Below are 25,595 nucleotides of genomic sequence, written 5' to 3'. Positions count from 1 at the left end.
TACCGTGACCAGCGACCGATGGTGACACGAACGACGCCTCGCGACGACGCGGGCAGGACGGAGCGGTCCACGATGGTGGAGCGGCAGGACGAAGGGGTGGGCCGGCGCACCGGTCTCCGGGAGGCGATCGAGCAGGGCCGGACGGCTCTCGGTATCGAGCTCGGCTCCACCAGGATCAAGGCGTGTCTGGTGGGCCCGGACAACGCGCCGATCGCGAGCGGCAGCCACGACTGGGAGAACCAGCTCGTCGACGGTATCTGGACCTACTCGCTGGACGCCGTGTGGTCTGGCCTGCAGGCCTCGGTGACAGCGCTGTTGGCCGACGTCGAGCGGCAGTACGGAGTGCGGCCGACGTCGTTCGGTGCGATCGGCGTCTCGGCGATGATGCACGGCTACCTGGCGTTCGACGACGCGGACGAGCTGCTCGTGCCGTTCCGCACCTGGCGCAACACCACCACGGAGCGCGCCTCGACCGAGCTGTCCCGCCTGTTCGGGCACAACATCCCGCTGCGCTGGTCGGTCGCCCACCTCTACCAGGCGGTCCTCGACGCCGAGCCGCACGTGCCGCAGGTGCGGCACGTCACCACGTTGGCCGGGTACGTGCACTGGCGCCTGACCGGCCAGCAGGTGCTCGGTGTCGGCGACGCGTCGGGCATGTTCCCGATCGACCCGGCGACCAGGGACTACGACCAGCGGATGCTGGCCCAGTTCGACGAGCTCGTGGCCGGCCGCGGGCCCGGCCCGGCTATCGCTGACCTGCTGCCGCGCGTCCTGCCGGCCGGCGCCGACTCCGGTGCGCTGACCGAGGAGGGCGCCGCGCTGCTGGACCCGACCGGCACCCTGCTGCCGGGGATCCCGCTCTGCCCGCCCGAGGGCGACGCCGGGACCGGCATGGTCGCCACCAACTCCGTGGCACCCCGCACCGGCAACGTCAGTGCCGGGACCAGCATCTTCGCGATGGTCGTCCTGGAGAAGGCGCTGGAGCGGGTGCACCCCGAGCTGGATCTCGTCACCACCCCGGCCGGCGACCTCGTCGCGATGGTGCACTGCAACAACGGGGCCAGCGAGCTCGGCGCCTGGGCGGAGATGTTCGGCCAGTTCGCCGCCGCGCTGGGGCAGCCGGTCGCGCCGGGCGCCGTCTTCGCGGCGCTGCTGCGTTCCGCCCTGGACGGCGACGCCGACGGCGGTGGCCTGCTCGCCTACAACTACCTGTCCGGCGAGCCGATCACCGGCCTGGAGGCCGGCCGGCCGCTGTTCACGCGCACGCCGGACAGCCGCCTCACTTTGGGCAACTTCGCACGCACGCAGGTCTACAGCGCGTTCGCCACGCTGAGCCTGGGCATGCGTGTCCTGGCGGAGGAGCAGGTCGAGCTGGACGCCATGTTCGCGCACGGCGGCCTGTTCAAGACCGAGGGTGTGGCCCAGCGGCTGCTGGCCGCCGCGCTCGGCGCGCCCGTCGCCGTCGGCCGGACGGCGGGGGAGGGCGGTGCCTGGGGCATCGCGGTGCTGGCCGCGTACCGGGCGTCCGCGCGCGGTACAGCCGCCCCCGAGCAGGACCTGGGCGCCTACCTGGGCGCCGAGGTGTTCGCGGACGCCGTGCTCGACGTCGTCGAGCCCGACGCCGGCGACGTGGCGGGCTACTCCGCCTTCCTGGAGCGCTACAGCGCGGGCCTCGCGATCGAGCGCGCCGCCGTCGCCGCACTCCGGAACCGAGACACGACGCAGGAGAGCGACTGATGAGCAAGGCACTGACCGACTACTCGCAGGCCGTCCAGGACGAGGTGGCGCGCGTGCGTGTCGTCGTCTCGGACCTGCATGCCGAGCTACCGCGCTGGGACCTCGTGGTCTGGACGGCGGGCAACGTGTCGCAGCGGGTGCCGAACCCCGACGTGCCGGACGGCAGCGCCGACCTGTTCGTCATCAAGCCGTCCGGCGTCTCCTACGACGACCTCACCCCGGAGGGCATGGTCGTGTGCGACCTCGACGGCGACCTGGTGGACGGGACGCGGTCGCCGTCGTCGGACACGGCCGCTGCCGCCTACGTATACCGGCACATGCCCGAGGTGGGCGGCGTCGTGCACACGCACTCCACGTACGCGACGGCCTGGGCCGCACGCGGCGAGGAGGTGCCGTGCGTGCTGACGATGATGGCCGACGAGTTCGGCGGCCCCGTGCCCGTGGGCCCGTTCGCGATCATCGGCGACGACTCGATCGGCCGGGGCATCGTCGAGACCCTGAGCGGCCACCGCAGCCCCGCCGTCCTGATGCGCAACCACGGCCCGTTCACGATCGGCAAGGACGCGCGGGCCGCGGTGAAGGCCGCGGTCATGGTCGAGGAGGTCGCCCGCACGGTGCACATCTCCCGCCAGCTCGGCGAGCCCGTGCCGATCGAGCAGCAGCACATCGACTCCCTCTACGACCGCTATCAGAACGTCTACGGCCAGCCCGCGACGTCGTCGGCCACCGCCGAACAGAACACGGAAGGACAGGCATGAGCACCAAGCCCTATGCGGACCGTGAGGTCTGGTTCCTCACCGGGAGCCAGGACCTCTACGGCGAGGAGACCCTGGCCCAGGTCGCGGAGCAGTCGCAGGAGGTCGCCCGCGCGCTGGACGCGTCGTCGGACGTGCCGGTCAAGATCGTGTGGAAGCCGGTCCTCAAGGACTCGGCGGCGATCCGCCGCGCGATGCTGGACGCCAACGGCGCCGACAACGTGCTGGGCGTCATCACCTGGATGCACACCTTCAGCCCTGCCAAGATGTGGATCGCGGGCCTGGATGCCCTGCGCAAGCCGCTGCTGCACCTGCACACGCAGGCGAATGTCGAGCTCCCCTGGGACGAGATCGACATGGACTTCATGAACCTCAACCAGGCAGCGCACGGCGACCGCGAATACGCGTACATCGCCACACGGCTCGGTGTCGCGCGGACCACGGTCGCGGGGCACGTCTCCAACCCCGCGGTCACGCGCCGCGTCGGGACCTGGGTACGTGGCGCGGCCGGCTGGGCGGCGACGCACGAGCTCAAGCTGGTCCGCTTCGGCGACAACATGCGCAACGTGGCCGTCACCGAGGGTGACAAGACCGAGGCCGAGCTGCGGTTCGGCGTCTCGGTGAACACCCACGGCGTGAACGACCTGGTCGCGGCGGTCGACGCCGTGGAGGAGTCCGCCATCGACAAGGTGGTCGCGGAGTACGAGGACAAGTACGACGTCGCTCCCGAGCTCCGGGCGGCCGGCGAGCGCCACGACTCGCTGCGGTACGCCGCGCGCCAGGAGATCGCGCTGCTCGGGTTCCTCGAGGCGGCCGGCGCCAAGGCGTTCACCACGAACTTCGAGGACCTGGGCGCCCTGCGCCAGCTCCCCGGCCTGGCGGTCCAGCGCCTCATGGAGATGGGCTACGGCTTCGGCGCCGAGGGCGACTGGAAGACGGCGGTGCTCGTCCGGGCCGCCAAGGTGATGGGCGAAGGCCTGCCCGGGGGTGCGAGCCTCATGGAGGACTACACCTACGACCTCACCCCGGGCTCCGAGCTCATCCTCGGCGCGCACATGCTGGAGGTCTGCCCGTCGCTGACCACCTCGACGCCGCGCATCGAGATCCACCCGCTCGGCATCGGCGGCAAGGAGGACCCGGTCCGCATGGTCTTCTCGGCGGACGCGGTCGAGGGTGCCGTCGTCGTGTCGCTCGCCGACATGCGCGACCGGTTCCGCCTGACGGCGAACGTGGTCGACGTCGTCACCCCGCCGCGTGACCTGCCGAACCTGCCCGTGGCGCGCGCGATGTGGGCGCCGCGACCGTCGTTCGACGTCTCCGCCGAGTCCTGGCTGACGGCGGGCGGCGCGCACCACACCGTCATGTCGACCGCGGCCGGGATCGAGGCGTTCGAGGTCTTCGCGAACATCGCGCGCACGGAGCTGCTGGTGATCGACGAGGACACGACGCGCCGCGGCTTCGCCGATCAGGTCCGGCACAACCAGGCCTACTACCGCCTGGCCCAGGGCCTCTGACGCGGGTCTTCGCGGAAGTCCGCCTCCATCACACGGTTACGCCTGGAAATCACGAGAGTTCCAGGCACAGCCGTGTGATGGAGGCGGACTTTCTGGTTCGTCGGTGCCGTCGCTAAGGGTCCGTCGTGCGGGGGTGGCGCGTCATCCCTGGGGCGGATCACACGGCGAGACCTGCCGTGATGTGCTGGAACTGACATACCAGCCGACATCCCAAGGAGACCGTGATGGATCTCAGTCTCGCCGAGGAGTACCTGTTGCTCGCGCTCGACGACACCTCCGGCCGACCGCTGCTCAGCGCGCAGCACGTGCAGTTCGCCCTGGCCGGGGCGTCGGTCGCCGACCTCACCCTGCGTGGTGCACTCGCGGTGTCCGACGGCGCGGACGGCGGCCGGGCCGGCCGGTTCCGGACGACCGGCCGGGCAACGCCGTCGGACCTGATGCAGCGCGAGGTGCTCGACCTGGCGCACGACCGCAAGCCCAAGGACGCGGTGCGGAAGGCGGGGCAGGGCAGCTTCGCCCGGAGACTGCGCGACTCGCTGCAGCAGGGGCTGGCGGCCCGGGGCGTGCTGCGCGAGGAGGAGATCAAGATCCTGGGGCTGTTCCCCAGCTCCACCTGGACCCCGCACGACCCGGCCCCCGAGACCGCCGTCCGCGAGCGGGTGCTGGCAGCATTGACCGGGCGCGCGGACGCGGACGAGCGGACGGCGGCCCTGGTCTCGCTGCTGCTCGCGACCGACCTGACCCGCAAGGTCTTTCCCGATCAGGACCGGCGTGCGCTGAAGCGCCGCGCCAAAGAGATCGCGGAGTCGGAGTGGGCAGGTGCCGCGGTCAAGCGCGCGATCGACGAGCTCAACGCGGCGATGGCCGCGGCGAGCGTGGCGGCGACGGGCGCGGCCACGGCAGGCAGCTGACCCCGACCCGCCGAGGTCGGGGCCTCGCGGATGTCCGCTCTCATCACACGGTTGTGCCTGGAAATCGCGAGAGCTCCAGGCACAACGGAGTGATGGAGGCGGACTCTCTGGTTCGTCTGTGAGGATGACGGCATGGAGACCTTGATCGCACGACACGTCGTCGTGAGCGGACGGGTACAGGGCGTCGGTTTCAGATATCTCCTCGAGCGGGAGGCAGCGGCCGTCGGCGTGGCGGGCTGGGTCCGGAACACCGCCGAAGGAACTGTTGAGGCGGTCGTCGAAGGGCCGCCCTCTGGGGTCGAAGAGGTTCTCGGGTGGATGCGGCGCGGCCCCCGGGGCGCCGCCGTCGCGTCGGTCGACGTGACCGCGACGACGCCGCAAGGCCACGCCGGCTTCACGATCCGGTAATCGCTGTGGGCGTGATCGTTGCGGCATCATGCCCCTTTTAGCCGCAACGATCACGCCCACAGCAAACGGGTCAGCGCACCAGCGGCCAGCCGGCCTTCCACGCCATCCGGTGCAGGCCGAGGGTCGGGAAGTACGGGATCTCCTCGTTCGCGCCGTCGTAGTAGTGGTACGCCAGGACGCCGTCGTGCACGGACTGTCCGCCTGGGCCGACCACCGGGCCGTTCGACTCCAGGAGCACCGTGCCCCCGCCGCCGACCATGTCGCGGCCCTCCTTGTCGAGGTACGGGCCGGTGACGGAACGGGACCGGCCGACGACGATCTTGTACGTGCTGTCCGCCCCGGCGCAGCAGGCGTCGAACGAGACGAACAGGTAGTACCAGCCGGCGCGCTCGTAGATGTACGGGGCCTCGACGCGGTTGCCGGGGGCGAACCGGTCGACCAGGTGGACGGCGTTCTCGAGCGCGCCGGCGACGGGCTTGCCGCTGGGCCAGGAGATCTCCACGAGGAAGATGCCGTACCAGTGCGAGCCGATCGCCATGTACGGCGTGCCGTCCTTGCCGGTGACGATACCGGCGTCGATCGCGTTGAACTCCTTGCCGTTCTCGATCGGGGCCGGGGAGGTGATGACCGGGCCCTGGTCCACCCACTCGTAGTCCGGGTCGTCCGGGTCGAGGGTGGTGTTCGTGGCGAGCGCCGTCACCGAGTTGTTGGTGCCGAAGCGAGACGCGGAGTAGTACAGGTAGTAGGTGCCGTCGTGCTCGTAGACCTCGGGGGCCCAGAGGTTGTCCGGCAGGGCGCCGTCCGAGAAGTGCTCGTCGATCCAGCCGGGGATCTCGTCCCAGACGGTGCCCTCGTAGGCCCAGGTGGTGCCGTCGTCGTGCGACGACCACATCTGGACGGTCCCGCCGTTCTCGCGGTTCAGGAGCCCGGTCGAGTAGACCCACCAGGTGCCGTCGTCGTCGACGGTGAGGGCGGGGTCGTGGATCGGCGAGGTGTCGCCGACGACGCTGATCTGGCCGGGTGGTCCCGCCGTCGTACCTGCTGCCGCGCCGGCGTCGGTGCCCGTAGCCGGTCCGGCGAGGGCCCCGGACGCCGGCGCGGCGACGGCCAGGGCCGCGGTCATGGCGAGCGCTCCGAGCGCCGCGAGTGGCTTGCGTGGTGACATCGTCGTCCTCCGTGTTCGTCGCCCTCGCTGCGTCTTCGCCGAGGGTTCTACAACGATGTAGAGTACATGGGTCCGCTTGTATTGACCACGATCCGTCGAAAGGGCGCGAACCATGCCGGTGACGATGCAGGACGTCGCGCAGCGCGCCGGCGTCTCGGTCAAGACGGTCTCGAACGTGGTGAACGGGTACCCGCACATTCGCGACTCCACCCGTCACCGGGTCGAGGAAGCCATCGATCACCTCGGCTACCGGATGAACGTCTCGGCCCGCAACCTGCGCATCCGCCGCACCGGGATGATCACCCTCAACGTGCCCGAGCTCTCGCTGCCGTACTTCGCGGAGCTCGCCGACTCGGTCATCCGCGCCGCCGACGAGTGCGGCTGGACGGTGCTCATCGAGCAGACCGGGGCGGAGCGCGCGCGTGAGCTCGAGGTGCTCGCGGGTGGCCGCCGCCACCTGACCGACGGCGTGCTCTTCTCACCCCTCGCACTGGGCCCCGACGACCTGGGCCGCTTCGACGTCGACTTCCCGCTCGTCGTCCTCGGCGAGCGCGTCTTCGGGGCGCCGGCCGACCACGTGACCATGAACAACGTGGAGGCGGCGCAGGCCGCCACGGCACACCTCATCGCCGCGGGCCGACGGCGCATAGCGGTCGTCGGCGCGCACCCGGGCGAGGTCATCGGCTCGGCCGCGCTGCGGCTGACCGGCTACGAGCGGGCGCTGGCCGACGCCGGCATCCCGCTCGACCTCGCGCTCGTGGGCGAGGCGGGCCTCTGGCACCGCGCGACCGGCGCGGAGACGATGGGCCGTCTGCTCGACTCGGGGGTCGAGATCGACGCCGTCTTCGCCCTGAACGACGCCATGGCGCTCGGCGCCCTGCATGCGCTGCACGCGCGGCGGATCGACGTCCCCGGAGACGTCGCCCTCATCGGGTTCGACGACGTCGACGACGTCCGCTACTCCGTGCCCACGATCTCGTCGGTAGACCCGGGCCGGGACGACATCGCGCGCACCGCCGTCGAGCTGCTGGTCGCGCGGATATCCGGCACCGAGGAACCGTACCGGCGCATCGTGCCCGGCACGCGGATCGTCGGCAGGGGGTCGACCGATGAGGCTGAGGGCGACGGCGAGAAGGTCGTGACCGTGCTGCCCGGTCGGGTGGAGGACATCGAGGCCAGCCCTCTGGCTGCGGGCCTCTGACCTGGGGCGCGGTCGCCTAGGCTACAGATCCGCAGAATCGTCCGTGTCGCCGTCGGCCAGCACCGTAGTTTGGTCGATGCGGTTCAACCGCTCGTCGACCATCCACCCGGTGAGCCACAGCGGCACCGAGATCCCGGCGAGCAGCCCGGCCAGCGGAAGAACGTACGACACCAGGCCGCACACCGCGAGCACCACCAAGGCGCCCACGGCAGTGCCAGGCCCCAGTGCGGGAGCCAGGAGCAGGAAGCGCCAGGTGTCGAGCGCGGACCGGTCGTAGCGCAGCACCACCCGGGGCCAGTAGGCCAGCACGACGGCGGTCCAGGTGCCGACCAGGACGAGCCCCACCTGCAGCGCCGCCCGGACTGCGCCGTCCAGCTGCGCCAGCACCAGCGCGTCGAGCCACAGCACCACGGCCGCGAACGTCACGGGCGCGCCCAGCAGGTTGGTGCGCCGCCAGCCGTCCCGCCACCCCCGCCAGAACGGGCGCCAGGGGGACCCGGCGGGATCGCCGTCGAGCAGCACGGCGCTCGCGGCCCGGACCGCCGGCCATGCCCCCAGCACGATGCCGCCGGCGAGCGTGCCGAGCAGGACCAGCACGTTGACCTCGACCAGCCGGGTGGCCCGCCGGAGCACTCGCATGACACCGCCGGTCCAGCCGATCTCGTCCTCGGCCGAGGTGTCGCGCACCGGCTCGTCCGGCTCGGGTTCGGTCACTCGTCGCTCACCTTGGTGCCGGTCACGACACGACCGGCGTCGTCCATCGCTGCCAGGCACAGCGTGGCACGGTCGCGCACGGCGTCCCAGCCGGGAAAGACGACGGCCGCCCAGACCCGGGCTGCGTCGGCATCGCTCTCCCAGGCGAACCGCCCCTCGCCGAGCGCGCGTGCTCGTCCGATGCCGGCGAGCACCCCGTCCAGCACGTCGCCGAGCCCTCCGATCGTGCCGTCGGCCACCTTGGCCGGCGCGGCACCGACGTCGAGCACCTCCCACGCGCCGCCCAGCGCACCAGCGTCGGCAGGCCAGGTCGCAACATCGTCGTTCTCGCGAGACGGACCCGCCCAGAGCTGCGGCGAGACCAGCGGCCAGCCGTCATGCGTCCACACCAGCCGGCGCACCTGGACGCGATGCTCGGTCGGTGCGTCGGCGTCGCGCACGTGATGCACCAGGAGCTGGCGGTCCGGTTCGGTGAGGACCGAGGCATGACCCGGCGCGAGGATCCCCGGCCCGCCGGCCAGGCGATGGCTCGCCAGGACCGGTACGCCGACCTGCCAGGGGTCCACGCCGGACGCCGCGTCCTGGGTCCCTGGCGCGCCGTCGGTCATCAGCCGGCCGGCGCGGTCCCGGAACGTGCCGGTGACGTCGTCCCCGACGCCGGAACGCACGTGGTACGTCCCGGCCAGGGAGTCGTACGAGACGAGGAGTGCCCAGCCGCCGTCGGGCCGGGGGAGGACGAACGCGCCCTCGACCGCGCCGTCGGCGAGCCGCGACCGGCGCGCCAGCAGCTTCCCCGGAGACCTGCGCAGCGCCCCCGCCGCCGGCGCGTCGACGACGAACCCGGTGGACGCGTCGACGGGCAGCGCGTAGATGCCTCCGAAGAACGAGCCATAGACGAGCCACTGCCGTCCGCCCTCGGCGGTGACCAGGTTCGCGTCGATCGCGTTGGGGTGCCCGAGCCCGTCCGGCCCGTGCACGTGATCGCTCGCGATGACGATGCCGCGGTCGGCCCAGGGCCCGGACGGGTGCGGTGCGATCGCGAGCCCGATCGCCGATCGCCGCGACCCGAACGTCGACGCGGAGTAGTACATGCGCCACTCCGCGGCGCCGGGCTCGCCCGCCCGGACGACGTCGGGCGCCCACAGGCCGCTCGCCCTGGACCACTCGGCGGCCGGCCCGGGGACGCCGTCGAGCGCCCAGCCGTGGAACGTCCAGGTCACCATGTCGCGCGAGGTGCGCACCTGGACACCGGCGCGTACGGGCCCGTCCGAGCGGGCGTCGGTGGAGAACATCCAGTAGGCGCCGTCGTCGTCCCGGACGACGGTGGGGTCGTGGACGTGCCGGCCACCCCACGCGGACGCCGTCATCCCTTGGTACCGGTGAGGGCGACGGACTCGATGATCTGCCGCTGGAAGATCAGGAAGATCGCGAGGATGGGCAGCAGCGCGATGAAGGACGCACCCATGATCAGCGGGTAGTCCCGCTGGGTCGCGTACTGCACGTTCATGTTGGCGATGACCACCTGGAGCGTCTGCCGCCCCGGTGTGTTCAGGTACAGGATGGGCGCCAGGTAGTCGTTCCAGATCGCCATGAACCAGAGGATGAACTGGGCGGCCACCGCGGGCCGGATGATCGGGAAGATCAGCCGCCAGAAGATCTGCCAGTAGTTCGCGCCGTCGATCTTGGCCGCCTCGATGATCGAGTTCGGCACGTTCTCCAGGTACTGCCGCAGGAAGAAGATCACGAGGATGTTGCCGAAGATCGCCGGGACGATCAGTGGCAGGAGCGTGTCCACCCAGCCGATCCGCGAGAACATCACGAACTGCGGGATCATCAGGGTGGGGTACGGGATCATGATCCCGGTCAGCAGGCCGATGAAGATGACGTTGCTGAACGGCAGCCGCATCTTCGCGATGGCGAACGCTGCCATCGAGCAGGTGATCGTGCCCAGCACCGTGACGGTGGCCGCCACGATGAAGCTGTTCTGGAACCCGGTGAGGATGCTGGAGTCCTGCCACATCCGGACGTAGGTGTCCCACTGCGGCACCTCGGGGATCCACACGGGGGGCAGGGCGAAGACCTCGGTCTTGGTCTTCAGGGACGTGGAGACCATCCAGGCCAGCGGAGCGACCATCACTATCGCACCGGCGGAGAGCAGGGCGAAGACCAGCCAGTCACCGATCCGGGTGCTCGTGGTCCGGCTCATCGGGCCGCGGCCCGGGGCCTTGCGGCTGGGGGTCGTGAAGCCGAGGGTGTTGCGGTTCTGGGGGTCGCGGCTCGGGGCCGTGGTGAGACTCATGATTCCTCCGCCTCCGCGTCAGTCGATGACGAAGCTGTTGCGCCGGTTCAGGCTGAATTGGATGAGGGTGATGATGAGGATGAGCAGGCCGAGGACGATCGCCATGGCCGTCGCATATCCCATCTGCTGGTACCGGAACGCCTGTCGCCAGATGTGCCAGACCGCCGACGCCGTGCTGTACTCGGGCCCGCCCGTCGGCGTCATGATGTTGATCTCGGTGAAGATCTGCGCGCCGCCGATCACGTTGGTCACCACCAGGAAGAACGTCACCGGGCGGACCAGGGGCAGCGTGATGGTGCGGAACCGCTGCCAGCCGTTGGCGCCGTCGAGCTGCGCGGCCTCGTGCAGCGAGCGCGGCACCGACTGGATGGCGGCCAGGTACAGGATCATCGAGTACCCCAGGCCCTTCCAGATGGCCATCAGGATGATCGCCGGCTTGGCCCAGAACGTGCTCGCCAGCCAGTTGGGGCCGTCGATGCCCACGAGGGCCAGGGCCTGGTTGACCAGGCCGAAGTCGCCGTTGTAGGCCCACTGCCACAGGATGGCGATCGCCGCCAGGGACGAGATCACCGGCACGTAGTAGATGGTGCGGAAGGCGGTGAGGCCCACGATCTTGCGGTTCATCGCGACGGCCAGGGCCAGTGACACGGCCAGACCGATCGGGATGCCGATCATGTAGAAGAACGTGTTGTAGACCGACTCGAGGAAGTTCGCGTCGGAGAGCAGCCGCACGTAGTTGTCGAGGCCGACGAACCGCATGACCCCGAGGCCGTTCCAGTTCGTCAGCGACGCGTAGATCGCGAAGCACACGGGGTACAGCGTGAACAGCAGGTAGCCGATCACCGGGGCCGCGACGAAGGCGAGAGCCCAGCGGTGCTCAGCCCGGTGCAGGCGCGAAGCTGTGCCAGCCATGGAGATCCCTCTCTGAGTGGCCCGGGGTTGCGGGCGTGATCGTTGCGCCTAAAACGGTCGTGCCGGCGCAACGATCACGCCCACAACCCAGGACGAGGACTAGTTGCCAGCGCTCGCGGCCGCGGCCTGCTCGGCCTGGGTGTTGGACTCATCCAGGAGGGCCTGCATGCGCGGCTGCACCTCGGCGAGGTACTCCTCGGCCGTCCGCTGGCCGTCCAGGACGGGCTGGATGTTGGTCCACATCTCGTCGTACCAGGCGGCACCGTAGGTCATCGCGGCCGGCATCGGGCGGCCGTAGTCCTCGACGATGTCGAGGAACTCCTGGCGGTTGGCCGGCTTCGAGTCCTTCTCGCCCGCCCACTCGGCGGCCATGTCCTTGAGGTTCGGGACCTGGATACCGGCGTCGACCAGGGTCTGCTGCGCGGTCTCGTCGGCGGACAGGTAGGTGACCAGCTCGGCCGCCTCCTCCGGCATGGCCGTCGTCGCGGAGACGCCGATGCCGAGCGAGCCGATCCACGTAGCGGGCTCACCCGTCGAGCCGGCGGGGAACGGGATGAGGTCATAGTCGAAGTCGAGCTCGTTGTAGACGCTCACGTCCCAGGGACCCACGGGGAAGAACGCGAGCTCTCCCTCCATCCAGCGCTGGTAGGTGTCCAGCGTGGCGGCCTGCTCGGCATTGGGGGTGACCTCGTCCACCGTGGTCAGGTCCGCGATGTACTGCAGCGACTCGGCCATCTCAGGGGTGTCCACGGTGACCTCGGTGCGGTCCTCGTTGGTCCAGTCGGCGCCGTTGCTCCAGGCGAAGCCCTGCATGTTCCACTGCACGTTGAGGCCGGTGCCCCACTGGTCGACCTCGTCGTCGCCGTCGGTGTCCTTGGTGACCTTCTTCAGCACGTCGAGCCACTCGTCCCAGGTGTAGGGCTCGTCGGGGCTCGGCAGCTCGATGCCCTCGGCCTCGAGCATCGTCTTGTTGTAGCCCATGGCGAACGGGCCGACGTCCTTCGGCAGCCCGTAGAGCGCGCCGTCGGGCGTGCCCTGGAGCGTGCCGTCGTAGCGGTAGGAGTTGACGCCGTACTCCCACAGGTTGTCCAGGTCGACGCCGGAGGCCTCGACGTGGTCGGTGATGTCGAGCAGCACGCCGGAGGTGACGTAGGACTGCAGGTTGGCCTGCTCGATGTAGAACACGTCGGGCACGTTGTTGCCCGAGATCGCCGCCTGGAGCTTGGTGGCGTACTGGTCGGCGTCGGTGACGATGACCTCGACCTCCACGCCGGACTCCTCGGAGAACCGGTCGATGGCCTCCTGGTAGGCGGCCTTCTCGTCCTCGCCGCCGCGGAACATGAAGGTGAGCTTGCCGTCGTCATCTGTTCCCGAACCACTGCCGCAGGCGGCGGTGGAGGCCAGGACCAGGGCGGCGACGATGCCGGTGGTCAGGCGTGACTTCCTCATCACGGGTTCCTCTCTTGAGCCGGGCTGCTGGCGCGGGCCGATCCGCCAGAAATGGCGGCGCAACGTGTCGCGGAGCGTACCGGGTTGTCTCTTCGGCTCTGAAGTTACATCGATGGAGAATCGATGACGCGCACGCTAGCATCCCTTCTACAACGATGTACAGCGGCCGATCGTGGCCGCTACAGAGAAAGAGGAACTCCATGCACTCCGCCACCGTCTCGCTCGACCCCGCGTTCGTCGTCGGGCCCGTGCGTCGCCGCACCTTCGGATCGTTCGTCGAGCATCTCGGGCGCTGTGTGTACACGGGCATCCACGACCCCGGGCATCCCTCCGCCGACGACGACGGCTTCCGCGGCGACGTCATCGGGCTCACCCGTGAGCTCGGTGTCTCGACGGTCCGGTACCCGGGCGGGAACTTCGTCTCGGGCTACCGGTGGGAGGACGGCGTCGGCCCGGTCGAGGACCGTCCGACCCGCCTGGACCTCGCCTGGCACTCCAGCGACCCCAACCTCGTGGGCGTCGACGAGTTCATGCGCTGGGCCGCCAAGGCCGGCGTCGAGCCCATGATGGCGGTCAACCTGGGCACACGCGGCGTGCAGGAGGCGCTCGACCTGCTCGAGTACTGCAACGTCCCCAGCGGCTCCTACTGGGCGGACCAGCGCCGCGCCAACGGTGCCGAGGACCCGTACCGGATCAAGATGTGGTGCCTGGGCAACGAGATGGACGGCCCGTGGCAGATCGGCCACAAGACCGCGCACGAGTACGGGCGGCTCGCAGCGGAGACCGCCCGCGCCATGCGGATGATCGACCCGGGGCTCGAGCTGGTGGTGTGCGGCTCCTCGAGCTCGGCCATGCCGACGTTCGGCGAGTGGGAGCGGACGGTCCTGACCGAGGCGTACGAGCACGTCGACCACATCTCCGCGCACGCGTACTACTGGGAGGAGGACGGCGACCTCGCCTCGTTCCTCGCCTCGGCGGTGGACACCGACCACTTCGTGGAGTCCGTCGCCGCGACGGCGGACGCCGTCCGCGCCGCGGGCAAGCACGCCAAGCAGATCAACATCTCGTTCGACGAGTGGAACGTCTGGTACCAGAAGCGCGCCGAGTCGAACCCGCCGTCGGGCGACGACTGGCCCGTGGCCCCCGTCCTCCTGGAGGACCGCTACAACGTGGCCGACGCCGTAGTGGTCGGCAACCTGCTCATCTCGCTGCTGCGGCACACCGACCGCGTGCACGCTGCGTCCCTGGCGCAGCTCGTCAACGTCATCGCGCCGATCATGACCGAGCCGGGCGGGCGCATCTGGAAGCAGACGATCTTCCACCCGTTCGCCCTCACCGCCCGGCACGCGGCCGGCGAGGTGCTGCGCCTCGCGATCGACTCGCCCGTGCACGAGACCGCCAAGTTCGGCGAGGTCGCGGTGCTCGACGCCGTGGCCACGCACGACGCCGAGTCCGGCGACGTCGTGGTGTTCGCCGTGAACCGGTCCTTGACCGAGCCGGTGGTGCTCGACGTCGACCTGCGCGGCTTCCCGGGCATGCGCGTGGCCGAGGCCCTGACGCTGTCGAACCCCGACCACACCTGGGCCGCGACCGCGGACGACGACACCAGCGTGCTGCCGCAGCCCAACACGTCGGCGAAGGTGGCCGACGATCGCGTGCGGGCCGAGCTGCCGCCGGTCTCCTGGTCGATGCTGCGCCTGGAGACCGAGTGAGCCGGCGTCGGACCGTCGTGTCGGCGTCCGTCGCGGTGGCCGTGGCCGTTGCCGCGGCCGCCGCGCTGGCGGTGACCAGGCCCTGGGAGCCGCGACCCCGGGTCCTGGACCTGGCCGGCGACCTGCGCGTGCACGACCCGGCCCTGGTCGCCGGGGCCGAGGGTGAACCGTGGTTCGTGTACTCGACCGGCGACGTCAAGGTCGGGTTCGGCGCGCCCCAGGTGCGCCGCTCCGACGACGGCGGGACGACCTGGGTGGATGCCGGCACCGCCTGGGACGCCGACACCGACCCGGAGTGGGTCCGGACAAGGATCGACGGCGTCGAGAACTTCTGGGCGCCCGAGCTCTACGAGCACGACGGCACCTGGTACCTCTACTACTCGGCGTCGACGTTCGGGTCGAACCGCTCGGCGATCGGCCTGCGCACGGCTGCGACACCCGATCCGGACGACCCCGCCTACGGCTGGACCGACCAGGGCATGGTCGTCGAGTCCGTGCCCGGCGAGGACAACTTCAACGCGATCGACCCCGGGATCGTCGAGGACGAGGACGGCAACCCGTGGCTGTTCTTCGGGTCGTTCTGGGGCGGCCTCCAGCTGCTCCCGCTCGAATGGCCCAGCGGGAAGCCGGTGGCAGGGGCCGAACCCGTCACGATCGCGAGCCGGGTCGGCGTGCCCGACAACCCGATCGAGGCGCCCTACGTCGTCGAGCGGGACGGCTGGTACTACCTGTTCTTCTCGCGCGACCTGTGCTGCCGCGGCACCGACTCGACCTACAACATCGCCGTCGGGCGCTCGCGGGAGGTGACCGGTCCGTACGTGGACGCGGACGGGAAGGATCTCGTGCTGGGCGGTGGCACGCCGGTGCTCGGCACCGAGGGGGCCATGGTCGGGCCCGGCGGCCAGTCGGTCTCCCGCGGGCACCTCGCCTTCCACTACTACGACGGCGCGTCCGGAGGAGACTTCCGGCTTGCGATCCAAGGGCTGGCCTGGTCCGACGACGGTTGGCCGGTTGCAGCGGCCGTGACCAATTAAGCCCTTTTCGTCCCTCGAATCCGCATGTTCCCCTATTGGATGAAACCCGGCAGACTCGTTACTGGACTGTGACGTGAGCGGCTATCTATCGCATCCATGTGAGCGCTAACATTCGACTCGGGCAATTTCGCCGCAAGCACCCCGCACGACGTCGCGCGGGATCTCAAGGAGGAGACATGGCACGCACTACCCTGACCCGCACCGTCCTGGCGGCGGTCGCGGCAACCTCGCTGTTCACGCTCGGCGCGTGCGCTTCGGACGCTGGTAACGAGCCCGCAGGTGGGGGCGAGACCACCGCCGCCGACGACGGCGTCATCACCCTCGGGTTCTCGCAGGTGGGCGCCGAGTCCGGGTGGCGGGCAGCGAACACCAAGTCCATCCAGGACACGCTCACCGCCGAGAACGGCTTCGACCTCAAGTTCTCCGACGCACAGCAGAAGCAGGAGAACCAGATCCAGGCCATCCGCACCTACATCACCCAGGGCGTGGACGTCATCGCGTTCTCCCCGGTGGTCGAGACCGGCTGGGACGCCGTGCTCCAGGAGGCCAAGGCGGCCGGGATCCCCGTGATCCTCACCGACCGCGCCGTCGACTCCGACGACGAGACCCTCTACGAGTCGTTCATCGGCTCCGACTTCGTCAAGGAGGGCACGACGGCAGGCGAGTGGGTCGTCGAGAACTTCGACGGGGACGGTCTCAAGGTCGTCGAGCTCCAGGGCACCACGGGCTCGGCCCCGGCGATCGACCGCAAGGAGGGCTTCGAGGCCGCCATCGACGGCTCGGACGTCGAGATCATCGACAGCCAGACCGGCAACTTCACGCGGGCCGAGGGCAAGACCGTCATGGAGGGCTTCCTCAACAAGCACGACGACATCGACCTCGTGTTCGCGCACAACGACGACATGGGGCTCGGCGCGATCGAGGCCATCGAGGCGGCCGGCATGGAGCCGGGCAAGGACATCCAGATCGTCACGATCGACGCCGTCAAGGACGGCATGCAGGCGCTCGCCGACGGCAAGATCAACTACATCGTCGAGTGCAACCCGCTCCTCGGGCCGGACCTGGCGAAGATCGCCCAGGCGGTCGTCGCCGGTGAAGAGGTCGAGAAGCGGATCGTCGTCAAGGACGAGGCGTTCGACCAGGCGGCAGCCAAGGAAGCGCTGCCCACCCGCGAGTACTGAGCCCCCCGTCGCCGAGGTAGAGCGCCTGTCCGGACACACGCTCTACCTCGGTGTGACTCGATCGCCGAAGTAGAGCGTGTGCCTGGACAGGCGCTCTATTTCGGCGACGTGGCGACGTAGCCCGGCGCCGCAGCAAACGCCAGACAAGAAGGTCGAGGATGACCCAGCAGACAGCACCACCCGTCGTCGAGATGACCGGCATCAGCGTCGAGTTCCCGCCGGTGAAGGCCCTCGACGGGGTCGATCTCCACCTGCGCCCCGGAGAGATCCACGCCCTCATGGGCGAGAACGGCGCGGGCAAGTCCACCCTGATCAAGGCCCTCACCGGGATCTATTCGCCGACGGCGGGGACGATCCTGGTCGACGGGGTCGAGCGTCGGTTCACCGGCCCCGCCGACGCCCGGGCACACGGCATCAGCACCGTGTACCAGGAGGTCAATCTCTGCGAGAACCTCACGGTCGCGGAGAACATCATGCTCGGCGCCGAGCCGCGCCTGCTGGGCGGCCTGAACTGGCGGGCGATGCGCCGTCAGGCGGCGGTCCACCTGGAGCACATGGGCCTGGACATCGACCCGGCGTCGTCCCTCGGGTCGCACTCGCTGGCGGTGCAGCAGCTCGTCGCGATCTGCCGCGCCACGGTGGGGGACTGCAAGGTCCTCATCCTCGACGAGCCCACCTCCAGCCTGGACACCGACGAGGTGGAGCACCTGTTCACCGTCATGCGCGCGCTGCGCGACGACGGTGTGGCGATCCTGTTCGTGAGCCACTTCCTGGACCAGATCTACGAGGTGTCCGACCGCATGACCGTGCTGCGCAACGGCGGGCTGGTGGGGGAGTTCGTCACCGCGGACCTGCCCGCCGCCGAGCTGGTGCAGCACATGATCGGCCGCTCCATGGAGGTGCTGGAGGCCGCTGAGGAGGTGGTCGAGCACGCCGAGCGTCCCGCCGGCGCCACCCCGCTGCTGCAGGTGGTCGGTCTGGGTCGCAAGGGCTCGGTACAGCCCTTCGACCTCGATCTCTACGAGGGTGAGGTGGTGGGCCTCGCCGGGCTGCTCGGCTCGGGTCGCACCGAGCTGGCGCGCCTGCTCACCGGTGCCGACCGGGCCGACGTCGGACAGGCCCGCGTGGCCGGGAAGCCGACCCGCCTGCGGACCCCGCGCGTGGCCATGGGCCACGGCATCGCCTACACGTCCGAGGACCGCAAGGGCGAGGGCGTCGTCGACGGCCTGACCGTGCGGGAGAACATCGTGCTCGCCCTGCAGGCGGAACGCGGCTGGATGCGGCCGCTGCCCCGCAAGCAGGTGGACGAGCTGGTCGCGAAGTACATCCAGCAGCTCGGCATCCGGCCGGCGAACCCGGAGGCGCTGCTGCGCAACCTCTCCGGCGGCAACCAGCAGAAGGTGCTGCTCGCGCGGTGGCTCGCCACTGCCCCCCGGCTGCTCGTCCTGGACGAGCCCACGCGCGGCATCGACGTCGGCGCCAAGGCCGAGATCCAGAAGCTCGTGGCCGACCTCGCCGCCGACGGCATGTCCGTCGTCTTCATCTCGGCCGAGCTCGAGGAAGTGCTGCGCATATCCCACCGCATCACCGTGATGCGGGACCGCCGCAAGGTGGCGGAGATCGACGGAGGAGGAGCCACGATGGACCAGGTGGTCGACCTCATCGCCGGAGGTGGGACGAAGTGACGAACCTGCTCCGCCACTACCTGTTCTGGCCGGTGGCCGCCCTGGTCGCCCTGCTGGTCGCCAACACGGTCGCCCGGCCCAGCTTCCTCGCCATCACCATCCGGGACGGCCACCTGTTCGGCGCCCCGATCGACATCCTGCGGACGACGGCGCCCCTGCTGCTCGTGGCCCTCGGCATGACGCTGGTCATCGCCACGCGCGGCATCGACCTGTCGGTTGGTGCGGTCGTCGCGGTCTCCGGGGCGGTGGCACTGTCGCACCTCGCGTCGTCGCCCAACCCGGAGTCGCCGGTCACGGTGCTCACCGCCGTCGGCCTGGCCCTGGCGTTGTGCCTGGTGCTGGGCGTCTGGAACGGGTTCCTGGTCTCGGCGCTCGGCATCCAGCCGATCATCGCGACGCTCATCCTGATGACGGCGGGCCGCGGTGTCGCCATGCTCATCACGGGCGGCATGATCACCACGGTCAACAGCGCGCCGTTCAAGGTGCTGGGCTCGGGCTTCTGGCTCGGCCTGCCCGTCGCGGCGGTCCTCGCGTTCGGGGTGTTCGCCGTCGTCGCGTTCGTGGTGCGGCGCACCGCGCTCGGCATGCTCCTGGAGGCCACGGGCATCAACCCGGCCGCCAGCCGCCTCTCCGGCGTGCGGTCCAAGACGCTGACCTGGACCGTGTACGCCGCGTCGGGCCTGTTCGCCGGCCTGGCGGGCCTGCTCATCAGCGCCGACACGATGGCGGCCGACGCCAACAACGCCGGCCTGTTCATCGAGCTCGACGCGATCCTCGCGGTGGTGATCGGCGGGACGGCGCTCTCGGGCGGCAAGTTCAACCTGTCGGGCACCCTGGTGGGCGCCCTCGTCATCGCGACGCTCGAGCGGACGGTGACCGTCCTCGGCATCTCGCCGCTGGTCACGCCCCTGTTCATGGCCCTGGTCGTCATCGCGGTGACGCTGTTGCAGTCGCCCAGGATGCGGGAGCGGCTCACCGCGGCGACCCGCCGCCCGGTCGCGACCACGCCCCCCGAGCCGCAGCCCGCCGCACGCCCCGACTCGACGGAGGTGAAGACCCGATGACGACGTCGGCTCCCGCCCGCACGCCCCGCAAGCTCGGCGGGGTGAAGATCCCGACCCGGCTCGACCGGCGCTACCTGCCGGTGGTGGGCACGTTCGTGGTGCTCGCGCTCATGCTGATCGTGGGCGGCTCGCGGTACGAGAACTTCCTGACGCCCGCCGTGGTGTCCAACCTGTTCATCAACAACGCGCACCTCATCGTGCTCGCGGTGGGCATGACCTTCGTGATCCTCACCGGCGGCATCGACCTGTCGGTGGGGTCGGTCCTGGCGCTGTCCACGGTGATCACCGCGGCCCTGCTCCAGGCCGGCTGGCCGCCCGCCGTCGTGATCCCGGTCGCGGTTGCGGCAGGGACGGTGATCGGCCTGGCGCACGGCGTGATGATCCACTACTTCCAGGTGCAGCCCTTCGTGGCGACCCTCGCGGGCATGTTCTTCGCGCGCGGGCTGTGCTTCCTCATCGCACCGGAGTCGATAGCCATCGACAACGCGTCGTTCGCCGAGCTGGCCACCTGGGTCCAGATCTTCGGCGAGTGGCGCATGACCTCCAGCGTGCTCATCGCGCTGATCGTGCTGGGCCTGGGCTTCGTGGTCCTGCACCTGACGCGGTTCGGCCGCACCGTGTACGCGATCGGCGGCGGCGAGCAGTCCGCGCTGCTGATGGGCCTGCCCGTAGCCCGCACCAAGGTGCTCGCCTACGTGGTGAGCGGCACGTGCGCCGGGCTCGGCGGCCTGCTGTTCGCGATGGCGCAGCGGTCCGGCTACTCGCTGACCGGCGTCGGCATGGAGCTCGACGCGATCGCCGCTGTCGTCATCGGTGGCACGCTGCTGACGGGCGGGACCGGCTTCGTGCTCGGCTCCGTGCTGGGCGTACTCGTGCTGGGCCTGATTCAGACCATCATCACGTTCGAGGGCACCCTTAGCTCGTGGTGGACCAGGATCGTGATCGGCGTGCTGCTGCTGATCTTCGTCCTGCTCCAGCGGGCCCTGACCCTCCGCCGAACCTGACCCCGCCGAGGTAGAACCCTGGCGAGGTAGAACCAGGGCGAGGTAGGACCGCAGCGCGCCAGAGTTCTACCTCGCCAGGGTTCTACCTCGGCGTCCTTGATCCAATAGCCACAACGATGTGACGGAAGGAATTACAACGATGAATAGATCCACGACCGCACCAGTGAGACGCCGGACCGCTCTCGTGGCGGCCGCGCTCACGCTGGGCCTCGCGGCCCCTGCGGCCGCAGCCCCGGCCCTGGCGCCCGACGCCGCCCCGGTCACCCTCGCGGCGGAGGCGCCCGCCCCGGCGTCGGCCACCGCGGCGGACGGCGAGTACGCCGCCTACTTCTTCCCCTACTTCACCGGCGAGTCCACGGCCGACGGCGAGACCATCTCGTTCGCCGTCTCGAACGGGCCGGACCCGCTGGAGTGGACCACGCTGAACGGCGGCGAGCCGGTGCTCAGCTCCACGCTCGGCACCAAGGGCCTGCGCGACCCGTTCCTGATCCGAGGCGGCGACGGCACGTACTACCTGCTCGCGACCGACCTGCAGATCTACGGCGGCGGCAACTTCGGCGACGCCCAGGAGACGGGCAGCCGCTCACTCATGGTCTGGGAGTCCACGGACCTGGTGAACTGGGGCGAGCAGCGCGAGATCGAGCTGGCCCCCGAGAACGCCGGCAACCTGTGGGCACCCGAGGCGTACTGGGACGAGGCAGCCGGCGAGTTCGTCGTCTACTGGGCCTCGGCCCTGTACCCGGCCGACGTCCCGCCCGCCGAGCGCGACATCCGCACGTCGTACCAGCGCATGATGTACGCGACCACAACGGACTTCGAGACCTTCTCGGAGCCGAAGCCGTGGATCGACGAGCCGCAGGGCGACGGCCTCGGCATGATCGACTCGACGGTCCAGGAGGAGGACGGCGTCTACTACCGCCTCACCAAGGACGAGTCGTACATGGGGATGCGGCAGGAGTCGTCCACCGACCTGCGCCGAACGCAGGGCGTGACCGAGGGCGACGGCTGGGACCTCATCGAGGAGCGCGTAGGGTTCGGCCAGCCGAACCCGTGGGGCGGCACGTTCACCGGCGGTGAGGGGCCCACGCTGTTCCCGTCGCTCACCGACGACCGCTGGTTCCTGCTGCAGGACCAGCCGAGCTACCACGGCGGCCAGGGCTACATGCTCTTCGAGTCCGACGACCTGAGCAGCGGCGAGTGGACGGCCAACCTCGACGCGGTCCTGCCGGCCAGCCCCCGGCACGGGACGGTCCTGCCGATCACCGCGGAGGAGCAGGCGGCGCTGCTCGCGGCGTTCCCGCCCGCGGAGACACCGGTGCAGGAGCACACGCTCGACGTCGACGCCGCCGCGGCCGGCACCGAGATGAGCGACGACCTCTACGGCGTCTTCTACGAGGACATCAACTACGCGGCCGACGGCGGCCTGTACGCCGAGCTGGTCCGCAACCGCTCCTTCGAGTTCGCGGCCACGGACAACCGGAACTTCACCGGCATGACGGGCTGGGACGTCGTGCAGCGGCGCGGGTCCACGGGCACCGCCCAGGTGCAGTCCGAGCGCGGCACGTGGCTCAACGACGCGAACCGCGCCTATCTGACAGTCGAGGCCGACGGCCCCGGCGTCGGCGTGCGGAACGCGAGCTACAACGAAGGCTTCGCGATCGAGAAGGGCAAGAAGTACGACTTCTCGGTGTTCGCGCGCAGCAACAGGGCGCAGCAGGTTCGGGTGAGCCTGGAGTCCCCGGACGGCGCCACGACATACGCGTCCACCACGGTGTCGGTGAACGGCTCCGACCGGTGGAAGAAGCACACGGCCAAGCTCACCGCGAGCGGCACGACCAACGACGCCCGGCTCGTGGTGACGGGCGGCGCGGCCGGCACGCTGCGGCTGGACATGGTCTCGCTGTTCCCCCGCGACACGTGGGAGGGCCCGGTCAACGGGCGCTCGCCGCTGCGTGCGGACCTTGCGCAGAAGGTCGCCGACCTCGAGCCGTCCTTCCTGCGGTTCCCCGGCGGGTGCGTCACCAACGTGGGTACGTTCGACACGTACCTGGAGTCGGACGGCGCCGACCGCCGTCGGACGTACCAGTGGAAGGAGACCATCGGGCCGGTCGAGGAGCGCCCGACCAACTGGAACTTCTGGGGCTACAACCAGACCTACGGCCTGGGCTACCTCGAGTACTTCGAGTTCGCCGAGGACCTCGGGGCGACTCCGCTGCCCGTGCTGTCGGTGGGTGCCAACGGCTGCGGCAGCAACATCCCCGAGATGACGGACGACGTCCGCATCGACCGTTGGGTGCAGGACACCGTCGACCTCATCGAGTTCGCCAACGGGTCCGTGGACACCGAGTGGGGCGCGAAGCGCGCCGCGCTGGGCCACCCCGACCCGTTCGGGCTGAAGTACATCGGGCTCGGCAACGAGGAGAACACCCGTACGTTCGAGGCGAACTTCCCGCGGTTCCGGGACGCCGTCGAGGCGGCCCACCCCGAGGTCACCGTGATCTCCAACTCCGGCCCGGACGACACCGGCGCCCGGTTCGACGAGCTCTGGGACTTCAACCGCGAGCAGGGCGTCGCGATGGTCGACGAGCACTACTACAACGACCCGTCGTGGTTCCTGTCGAACACGGAGCGGTACGACTCCTATGACCGCGAGGGCCCGCACGTGTTCCTCGGGGAGTACGCCTCGCGCGGCAACGCCTGGTCCAACGCGCTGTCCGAGGCCGCGTACATGACGGGCATCGAGCGCAACGCCGACCTCGTCGAGCTCGCCTCCTACGCGCCGATGTTCGCCAACGAGGACTACGTCCAGTGGTCCCCGGACATGATGTGGTTCGACAACGACGAGTCGTGGGGCTCGACGTCGTACTACACGCAGCAGATGTTCATGACGAACACCAGCGACCAGGTGGTCCCGTCCACGCACGACGGCCCTGAGGAGACGCCGGAGGACATCTCCGGCGGCGTCTTCCTGTCGACCTGGAACACCCAGGCCGCCTACGACGACGTGCGCGTCACCGACAACGCGTCCGGTGAGGTGCTGTTCTCCGACTCGTTCGACGACGGCGCCCAGTGGGAGCCGCAGGCCGGCACGTGGGGCGTAACCGGCGGCGAGTACGTGCAGTCGGCGGGCAACGTCACCGACGCCCGCTCGATCATCACCGACGCGTACACGAAGGACTGGGACAACTACACGCTGGAGCTCGACGCCCGGAAGCTGGGCGGCAGCGAGGCGTTCCTCGTCGGGTTCGCCGCGGGTGGCCGGGACGACTTCTACTGGTGGAACCTCGGCGGGTGGAACAACACCCGGCAGGCGCTGCAGCGGGCCGACGGCGGTGGCGCCGGCGAGGTGGCGGCCGTGGAGGGGCACCGCATGGAGACAGGCCGGGACTACCACGTGAAGGTCGTGGTCTCCGGGCGCACCATCAAGCTCTACCTCGACGGAGCGCTGCAGATGACGTACACCGAGCCGACCACCGAGTCGCTGTACCAGGTGGTCACGCGGGACGAGGAGACGGGCGAGCTGGTGCTCAAGGTCGTCAACCCGTACGAGTCCGTGGCGCGCACCGCGGTCTCGGTGGACGGGTACGCGGTGGACGGTGCGGCCGAGGTGATCGAGATGAGCGGGGCGCCGTCGGTCATGAACACCAAGACGCAGCCCGAGCGAATAGTGCCCGAGGAGGGCACGACCAGGCTCGACGTGGCGCCGTCGAATGACGGCTCGGCGTTCAGCTACGACTTCCCGCCCCACTCGATCACGTTCCTGCGCCTGTCGGAGGCCAACGGCAGCTGACGACCTGCCGAAGTAGAACTGTGGCGAGGTAGAACTGTGGCGAGGTAGGACTGTGGCGAGGTAGGACTGTGGCGAGGTAGAACGACAGCCCCGCCATGGTTCTACTTCGCTGTGGTTCTACCTCGCCACAGTCCTACCTCGCCACAGTCCTACCTCGACGATTGAGGCCCTCTTTCCGCCCGCGGCGACCCCGGCAACCCGTACGGTGGACTCCGTGAGCAAGCTGCCCGAGGATGTCCGGGAACACCCGATACCTGATCCTGCCGAGCTCCGGCAGCTGATCGGAGAGCTGCGCCGGCTGGTGCTGACCTACAAGTTCGGGATCGACGAGGTCATGACCAAGGTCTCGATCCTGCGCGACGAGTTCCGGCACATGCAGAACTACAACCCCGTGGAGCACGTGGGGTCGCGGCTCAAGTCGTTCGAGTCGATCGTCGCCAAGTGCCGGCGCAAGGGCATCCCGCTGACGCCGGAGGGCGTCCGGGCCCAGATGTTCGACATCGCCGGGGTGCGCGTCACCTGCAGCTTCGTCAACGACATCTACCTGGTCCGCGACATGCTGCTCGGGCAGTCGGACATGACGCTGCTGGAGGAGCGGGACTACATCAAGCACCCGAAGGCGACCGGGTACAAGTCGCTGCACCTCATCGTGAAGATCCCGGTGTTCCTGTCCGACCGGGTCGAGCACGTCATCGTCGAGATCCAGCTGCGCACGATCGCCATGGACTTCTGGGCCAGCCTCGAGCACAAGATCTACTACAAGTACGACGGCGACGTGCCCCGGCACCTCACGGACTCGCTCAAGCTCGCCGCCGACGTCGCCTGGTCGCTCGATACCTCGATGGAACGCATCCACGACGAGGTCAAGGCCATCTCGGGCGACGAGGAGCCCGTGGCGAGCCGGCACAACCTGCACACCCCTGAGGAGATGCTGCGCGACTTCTGGCGCGCCGCCGAGGCGGACGGCGGATTCGGCTTCGACACCGAGAACTGACCATCTTGGCTGTGGGCGTGATCGTTGCGCCTACGTGTCCGTTTTAGGCGCAACGATCACGCCCAC

Annotated in this window: 20 protein-coding genes; 14 read left to right on the top strand and 6 right to left on the bottom strand. The window is 69.8% G+C overall.

The features are described 5' to 3' along the window. Nucleotides 1–72: 72 nt before the first annotated feature. The 5 genes from EW117_RS11535 to EW117_RS11515 all read left to right on the top strand — a co-directional run bounded on the left by EW117_RS11535 (nucleotide 73) and on the right by EW117_RS11515 (nucleotide 5,325). Nucleotides 73–1,737 carry a xylulokinase gene (locus EW117_RS11535; protein WP_129786852.1) on the top strand — a complete coding sequence of 555 codons (1,665 nt, stop codon included), beginning with the start codon at nucleotides 73–75 and terminating at the stop codon, nucleotides 1,735–1,737. Beyond that, a complete protein-coding gene (locus tag EW117_RS11530; RefSeq protein ID WP_129786797.1) occupies nucleotides 1,737–2,495 on the top strand; it encodes an L-ribulose-5-phosphate 4-epimerase in 759 nt (252 codons plus the stop codon). The genes EW117_RS11535 and EW117_RS11530 overlap by 1 nt, the downstream gene beginning before the upstream one ends. Next, nucleotides 2,492–4,006, top strand: a complete 1,515-nt coding sequence (gene araA / locus EW117_RS11525; protein ID WP_129786795.1) for an L-arabinose isomerase — start codon at nucleotides 2,492–2,494, stop codon at nucleotides 4,004–4,006. The genes EW117_RS11530 and araA overlap by 4 nt, the downstream gene beginning before the upstream one ends. Nucleotides 4,007–4,230: 224 nt before the next feature. Further along, nucleotides 4,231–4,917 carry a GOLPH3/VPS74 family protein gene (locus EW117_RS11520; protein WP_129786793.1) on the top strand — a complete coding sequence of 229 codons (687 nt, stop codon included), beginning with the start codon at nucleotides 4,231–4,233 and terminating at the stop codon, nucleotides 4,915–4,917. A gap of 132 nt (nucleotides 4,918–5,049) precedes the next feature. Then, nucleotides 5,050–5,325, top strand: a complete 276-nt coding sequence (locus EW117_RS11515) for an acylphosphatase (RefSeq protein WP_129786791.1) — start codon at nucleotides 5,050–5,052, stop codon at nucleotides 5,323–5,325. Between the two features lie 70 nt (nucleotides 5,326–5,395). Here the strand turns inward: EW117_RS11515 and EW117_RS11510 are convergent, their stop codons facing one another. Then, nucleotides 5,396–6,490 carry an arabinan endo-1,5-alpha-L-arabinosidase gene (locus EW117_RS11510; protein WP_129786789.1) on the bottom strand — a complete coding sequence of 365 codons (1,095 nt, stop codon included), beginning with the start codon at nucleotides 6,488–6,490 and terminating at the stop codon, nucleotides 5,396–5,398. A 112-nt stretch (nucleotides 6,491–6,602) separates the two neighbouring features. Between EW117_RS11510 and EW117_RS11505 the strand changes: the two genes are divergently transcribed. Next, a complete protein-coding gene (locus EW117_RS11505; RefSeq protein ID WP_129786787.1) occupies nucleotides 6,603–7,691 on the top strand; it encodes a LacI family DNA-binding transcriptional regulator in 1,089 nt (362 codons plus the stop codon). Nucleotides 7,692–7,712: 21 nt separating this feature from the next. On the opposite strand, the gene EW117_RS11500 is transcribed toward EW117_RS11505, so the two are convergent. From EW117_RS11500 to EW117_RS11480, 5 genes are all read right to left on the bottom strand, one after another. Further along, on the bottom strand, nucleotides 7,713–8,405 hold the full coding sequence (locus tag EW117_RS11500) for a YesL family protein (protein ID WP_129786785.1): 693 nt from the start codon (nucleotides 8,403–8,405) through the stop codon (nucleotides 7,713–7,715). Then, nucleotides 8,402–9,772 carry an arabinan endo-1,5-alpha-L-arabinosidase gene (locus EW117_RS11495; RefSeq protein WP_129786783.1) on the bottom strand — a complete coding sequence of 457 codons (1,371 nt, stop codon included), beginning with the start codon at nucleotides 9,770–9,772 and terminating at the stop codon, nucleotides 8,402–8,404. Before EW117_RS11495 ends, EW117_RS11500 begins: the two co-directional genes overlap by 4 nt. Further along, nucleotides 9,769–10,704, bottom strand: a complete 936-nt coding sequence (locus EW117_RS11490; RefSeq protein ID WP_242504233.1) for a carbohydrate ABC transporter permease — start codon at nucleotides 10,702–10,704, stop codon at nucleotides 9,769–9,771. Before EW117_RS11490 ends, EW117_RS11495 begins: the two co-directional genes overlap by 4 nt. An 18-nt stretch (nucleotides 10,705–10,722) precedes the next feature. Further along, nucleotides 10,723–11,616: a carbohydrate ABC transporter permease gene (locus EW117_RS11485; RefSeq protein WP_129786781.1), complete on the bottom strand. Its 894-nt coding sequence runs from the start codon at nucleotides 11,614–11,616 to the stop codon at nucleotides 10,723–10,725. A gap of 99 nt (nucleotides 11,617–11,715) precedes the next feature. Then, nucleotides 11,716–13,065, bottom strand: a complete 1,350-nt coding sequence (locus EW117_RS11480; RefSeq protein WP_129786779.1) for an ABC transporter substrate-binding protein — start codon at nucleotides 13,063–13,065, stop codon at nucleotides 11,716–11,718. Nucleotides 13,066–13,265: 200 nt separating this feature from the next. Between EW117_RS11480 and arfA the strand changes: the two genes are divergently transcribed. The 8 genes from arfA (at nucleotide 13,266) to EW117_RS11440 (ending at nucleotide 25,529) form a co-directional block, all read left to right on the top strand. Further along, nucleotides 13,266–14,777 (top strand): arabinosylfuranosidase ArfA, encoded by a 1,512-nt coding sequence (arfA, locus tag EW117_RS11475; RefSeq protein ID WP_129786777.1) that lies wholly within the window; start codon nucleotides 13,266–13,268, stop codon nucleotides 14,775–14,777. Then, nucleotides 14,774–15,811: an arabinan endo-1,5-alpha-L-arabinosidase gene (locus EW117_RS11470; protein ID WP_129786775.1), complete on the top strand. Its 1,038-nt coding sequence runs from the start codon at nucleotides 14,774–14,776 to the stop codon at nucleotides 15,809–15,811. The genes arfA and EW117_RS11470 overlap by 4 nt, the downstream gene beginning before the upstream one ends. Before the next feature lie 176 nt (nucleotides 15,812–15,987). Next, nucleotides 15,988–16,992 carry an ABC transporter substrate-binding protein gene (locus tag EW117_RS11465; RefSeq protein WP_207211838.1) on the top strand — a complete coding sequence of 335 codons (1,005 nt, stop codon included), beginning with the start codon at nucleotides 15,988–15,990 and terminating at the stop codon, nucleotides 16,990–16,992. Between the two features lie 158 nt (nucleotides 16,993–17,150). Further along, nucleotides 17,151–18,677, top strand: a complete 1,527-nt coding sequence (locus EW117_RS11460; protein ID WP_129786773.1) for a sugar ABC transporter ATP-binding protein — start codon at nucleotides 17,151–17,153, stop codon at nucleotides 18,675–18,677. Continuing rightward, nucleotides 18,674–19,741, top strand: a complete 1,068-nt coding sequence (locus EW117_RS11455; RefSeq protein ID WP_242504232.1) for an ABC transporter permease — start codon at nucleotides 18,674–18,676, stop codon at nucleotides 19,739–19,741. The genes EW117_RS11460 and EW117_RS11455 overlap by 4 nt, the downstream gene beginning before the upstream one ends. After that, nucleotides 19,738–20,745 (top strand): galactofuranose ABC transporter, permease protein YjfF, encoded by a 1,008-nt coding sequence (gene yjfF, locus EW117_RS11450; protein ID WP_129786771.1) that lies wholly within the window; start codon nucleotides 19,738–19,740, stop codon nucleotides 20,743–20,745. Before EW117_RS11455 ends, yjfF begins: the two co-directional genes overlap by 4 nt. A 139-nt stretch (nucleotides 20,746–20,884) precedes the next feature. Beyond that, a complete protein-coding gene (locus EW117_RS11445; RefSeq protein ID WP_207211837.1) occupies nucleotides 20,885–24,535 on the top strand; it encodes an alpha-L-arabinofuranosidase C-terminal domain-containing protein in 3,651 nt (1,216 codons plus the stop codon). A 214-nt stretch (nucleotides 24,536–24,749) separates the two neighbouring features. Then, entirely contained in the window at nucleotides 24,750–25,529 is a 780-nt protein-coding gene (locus EW117_RS11440; protein WP_129786769.1) for a GTP pyrophosphokinase, read from the top strand. The last annotated feature ends 66 nt before the right edge of the window (nucleotides 25,530–25,595 follow it).

The organism is Promicromonospora panici (assembly GCF_900608595.1).
In the GTDB taxonomy this organism is placed as follows: domain Bacteria; phylum Actinomycetota; class Actinomycetes; order Actinomycetales; family Cellulomonadaceae; genus Promicromonospora; species Promicromonospora panici.
The sequence above is the reverse complement of the archived record's forward strand: the minus strand, read 5'-3'. Positions and strand labels throughout refer to the sequence as shown.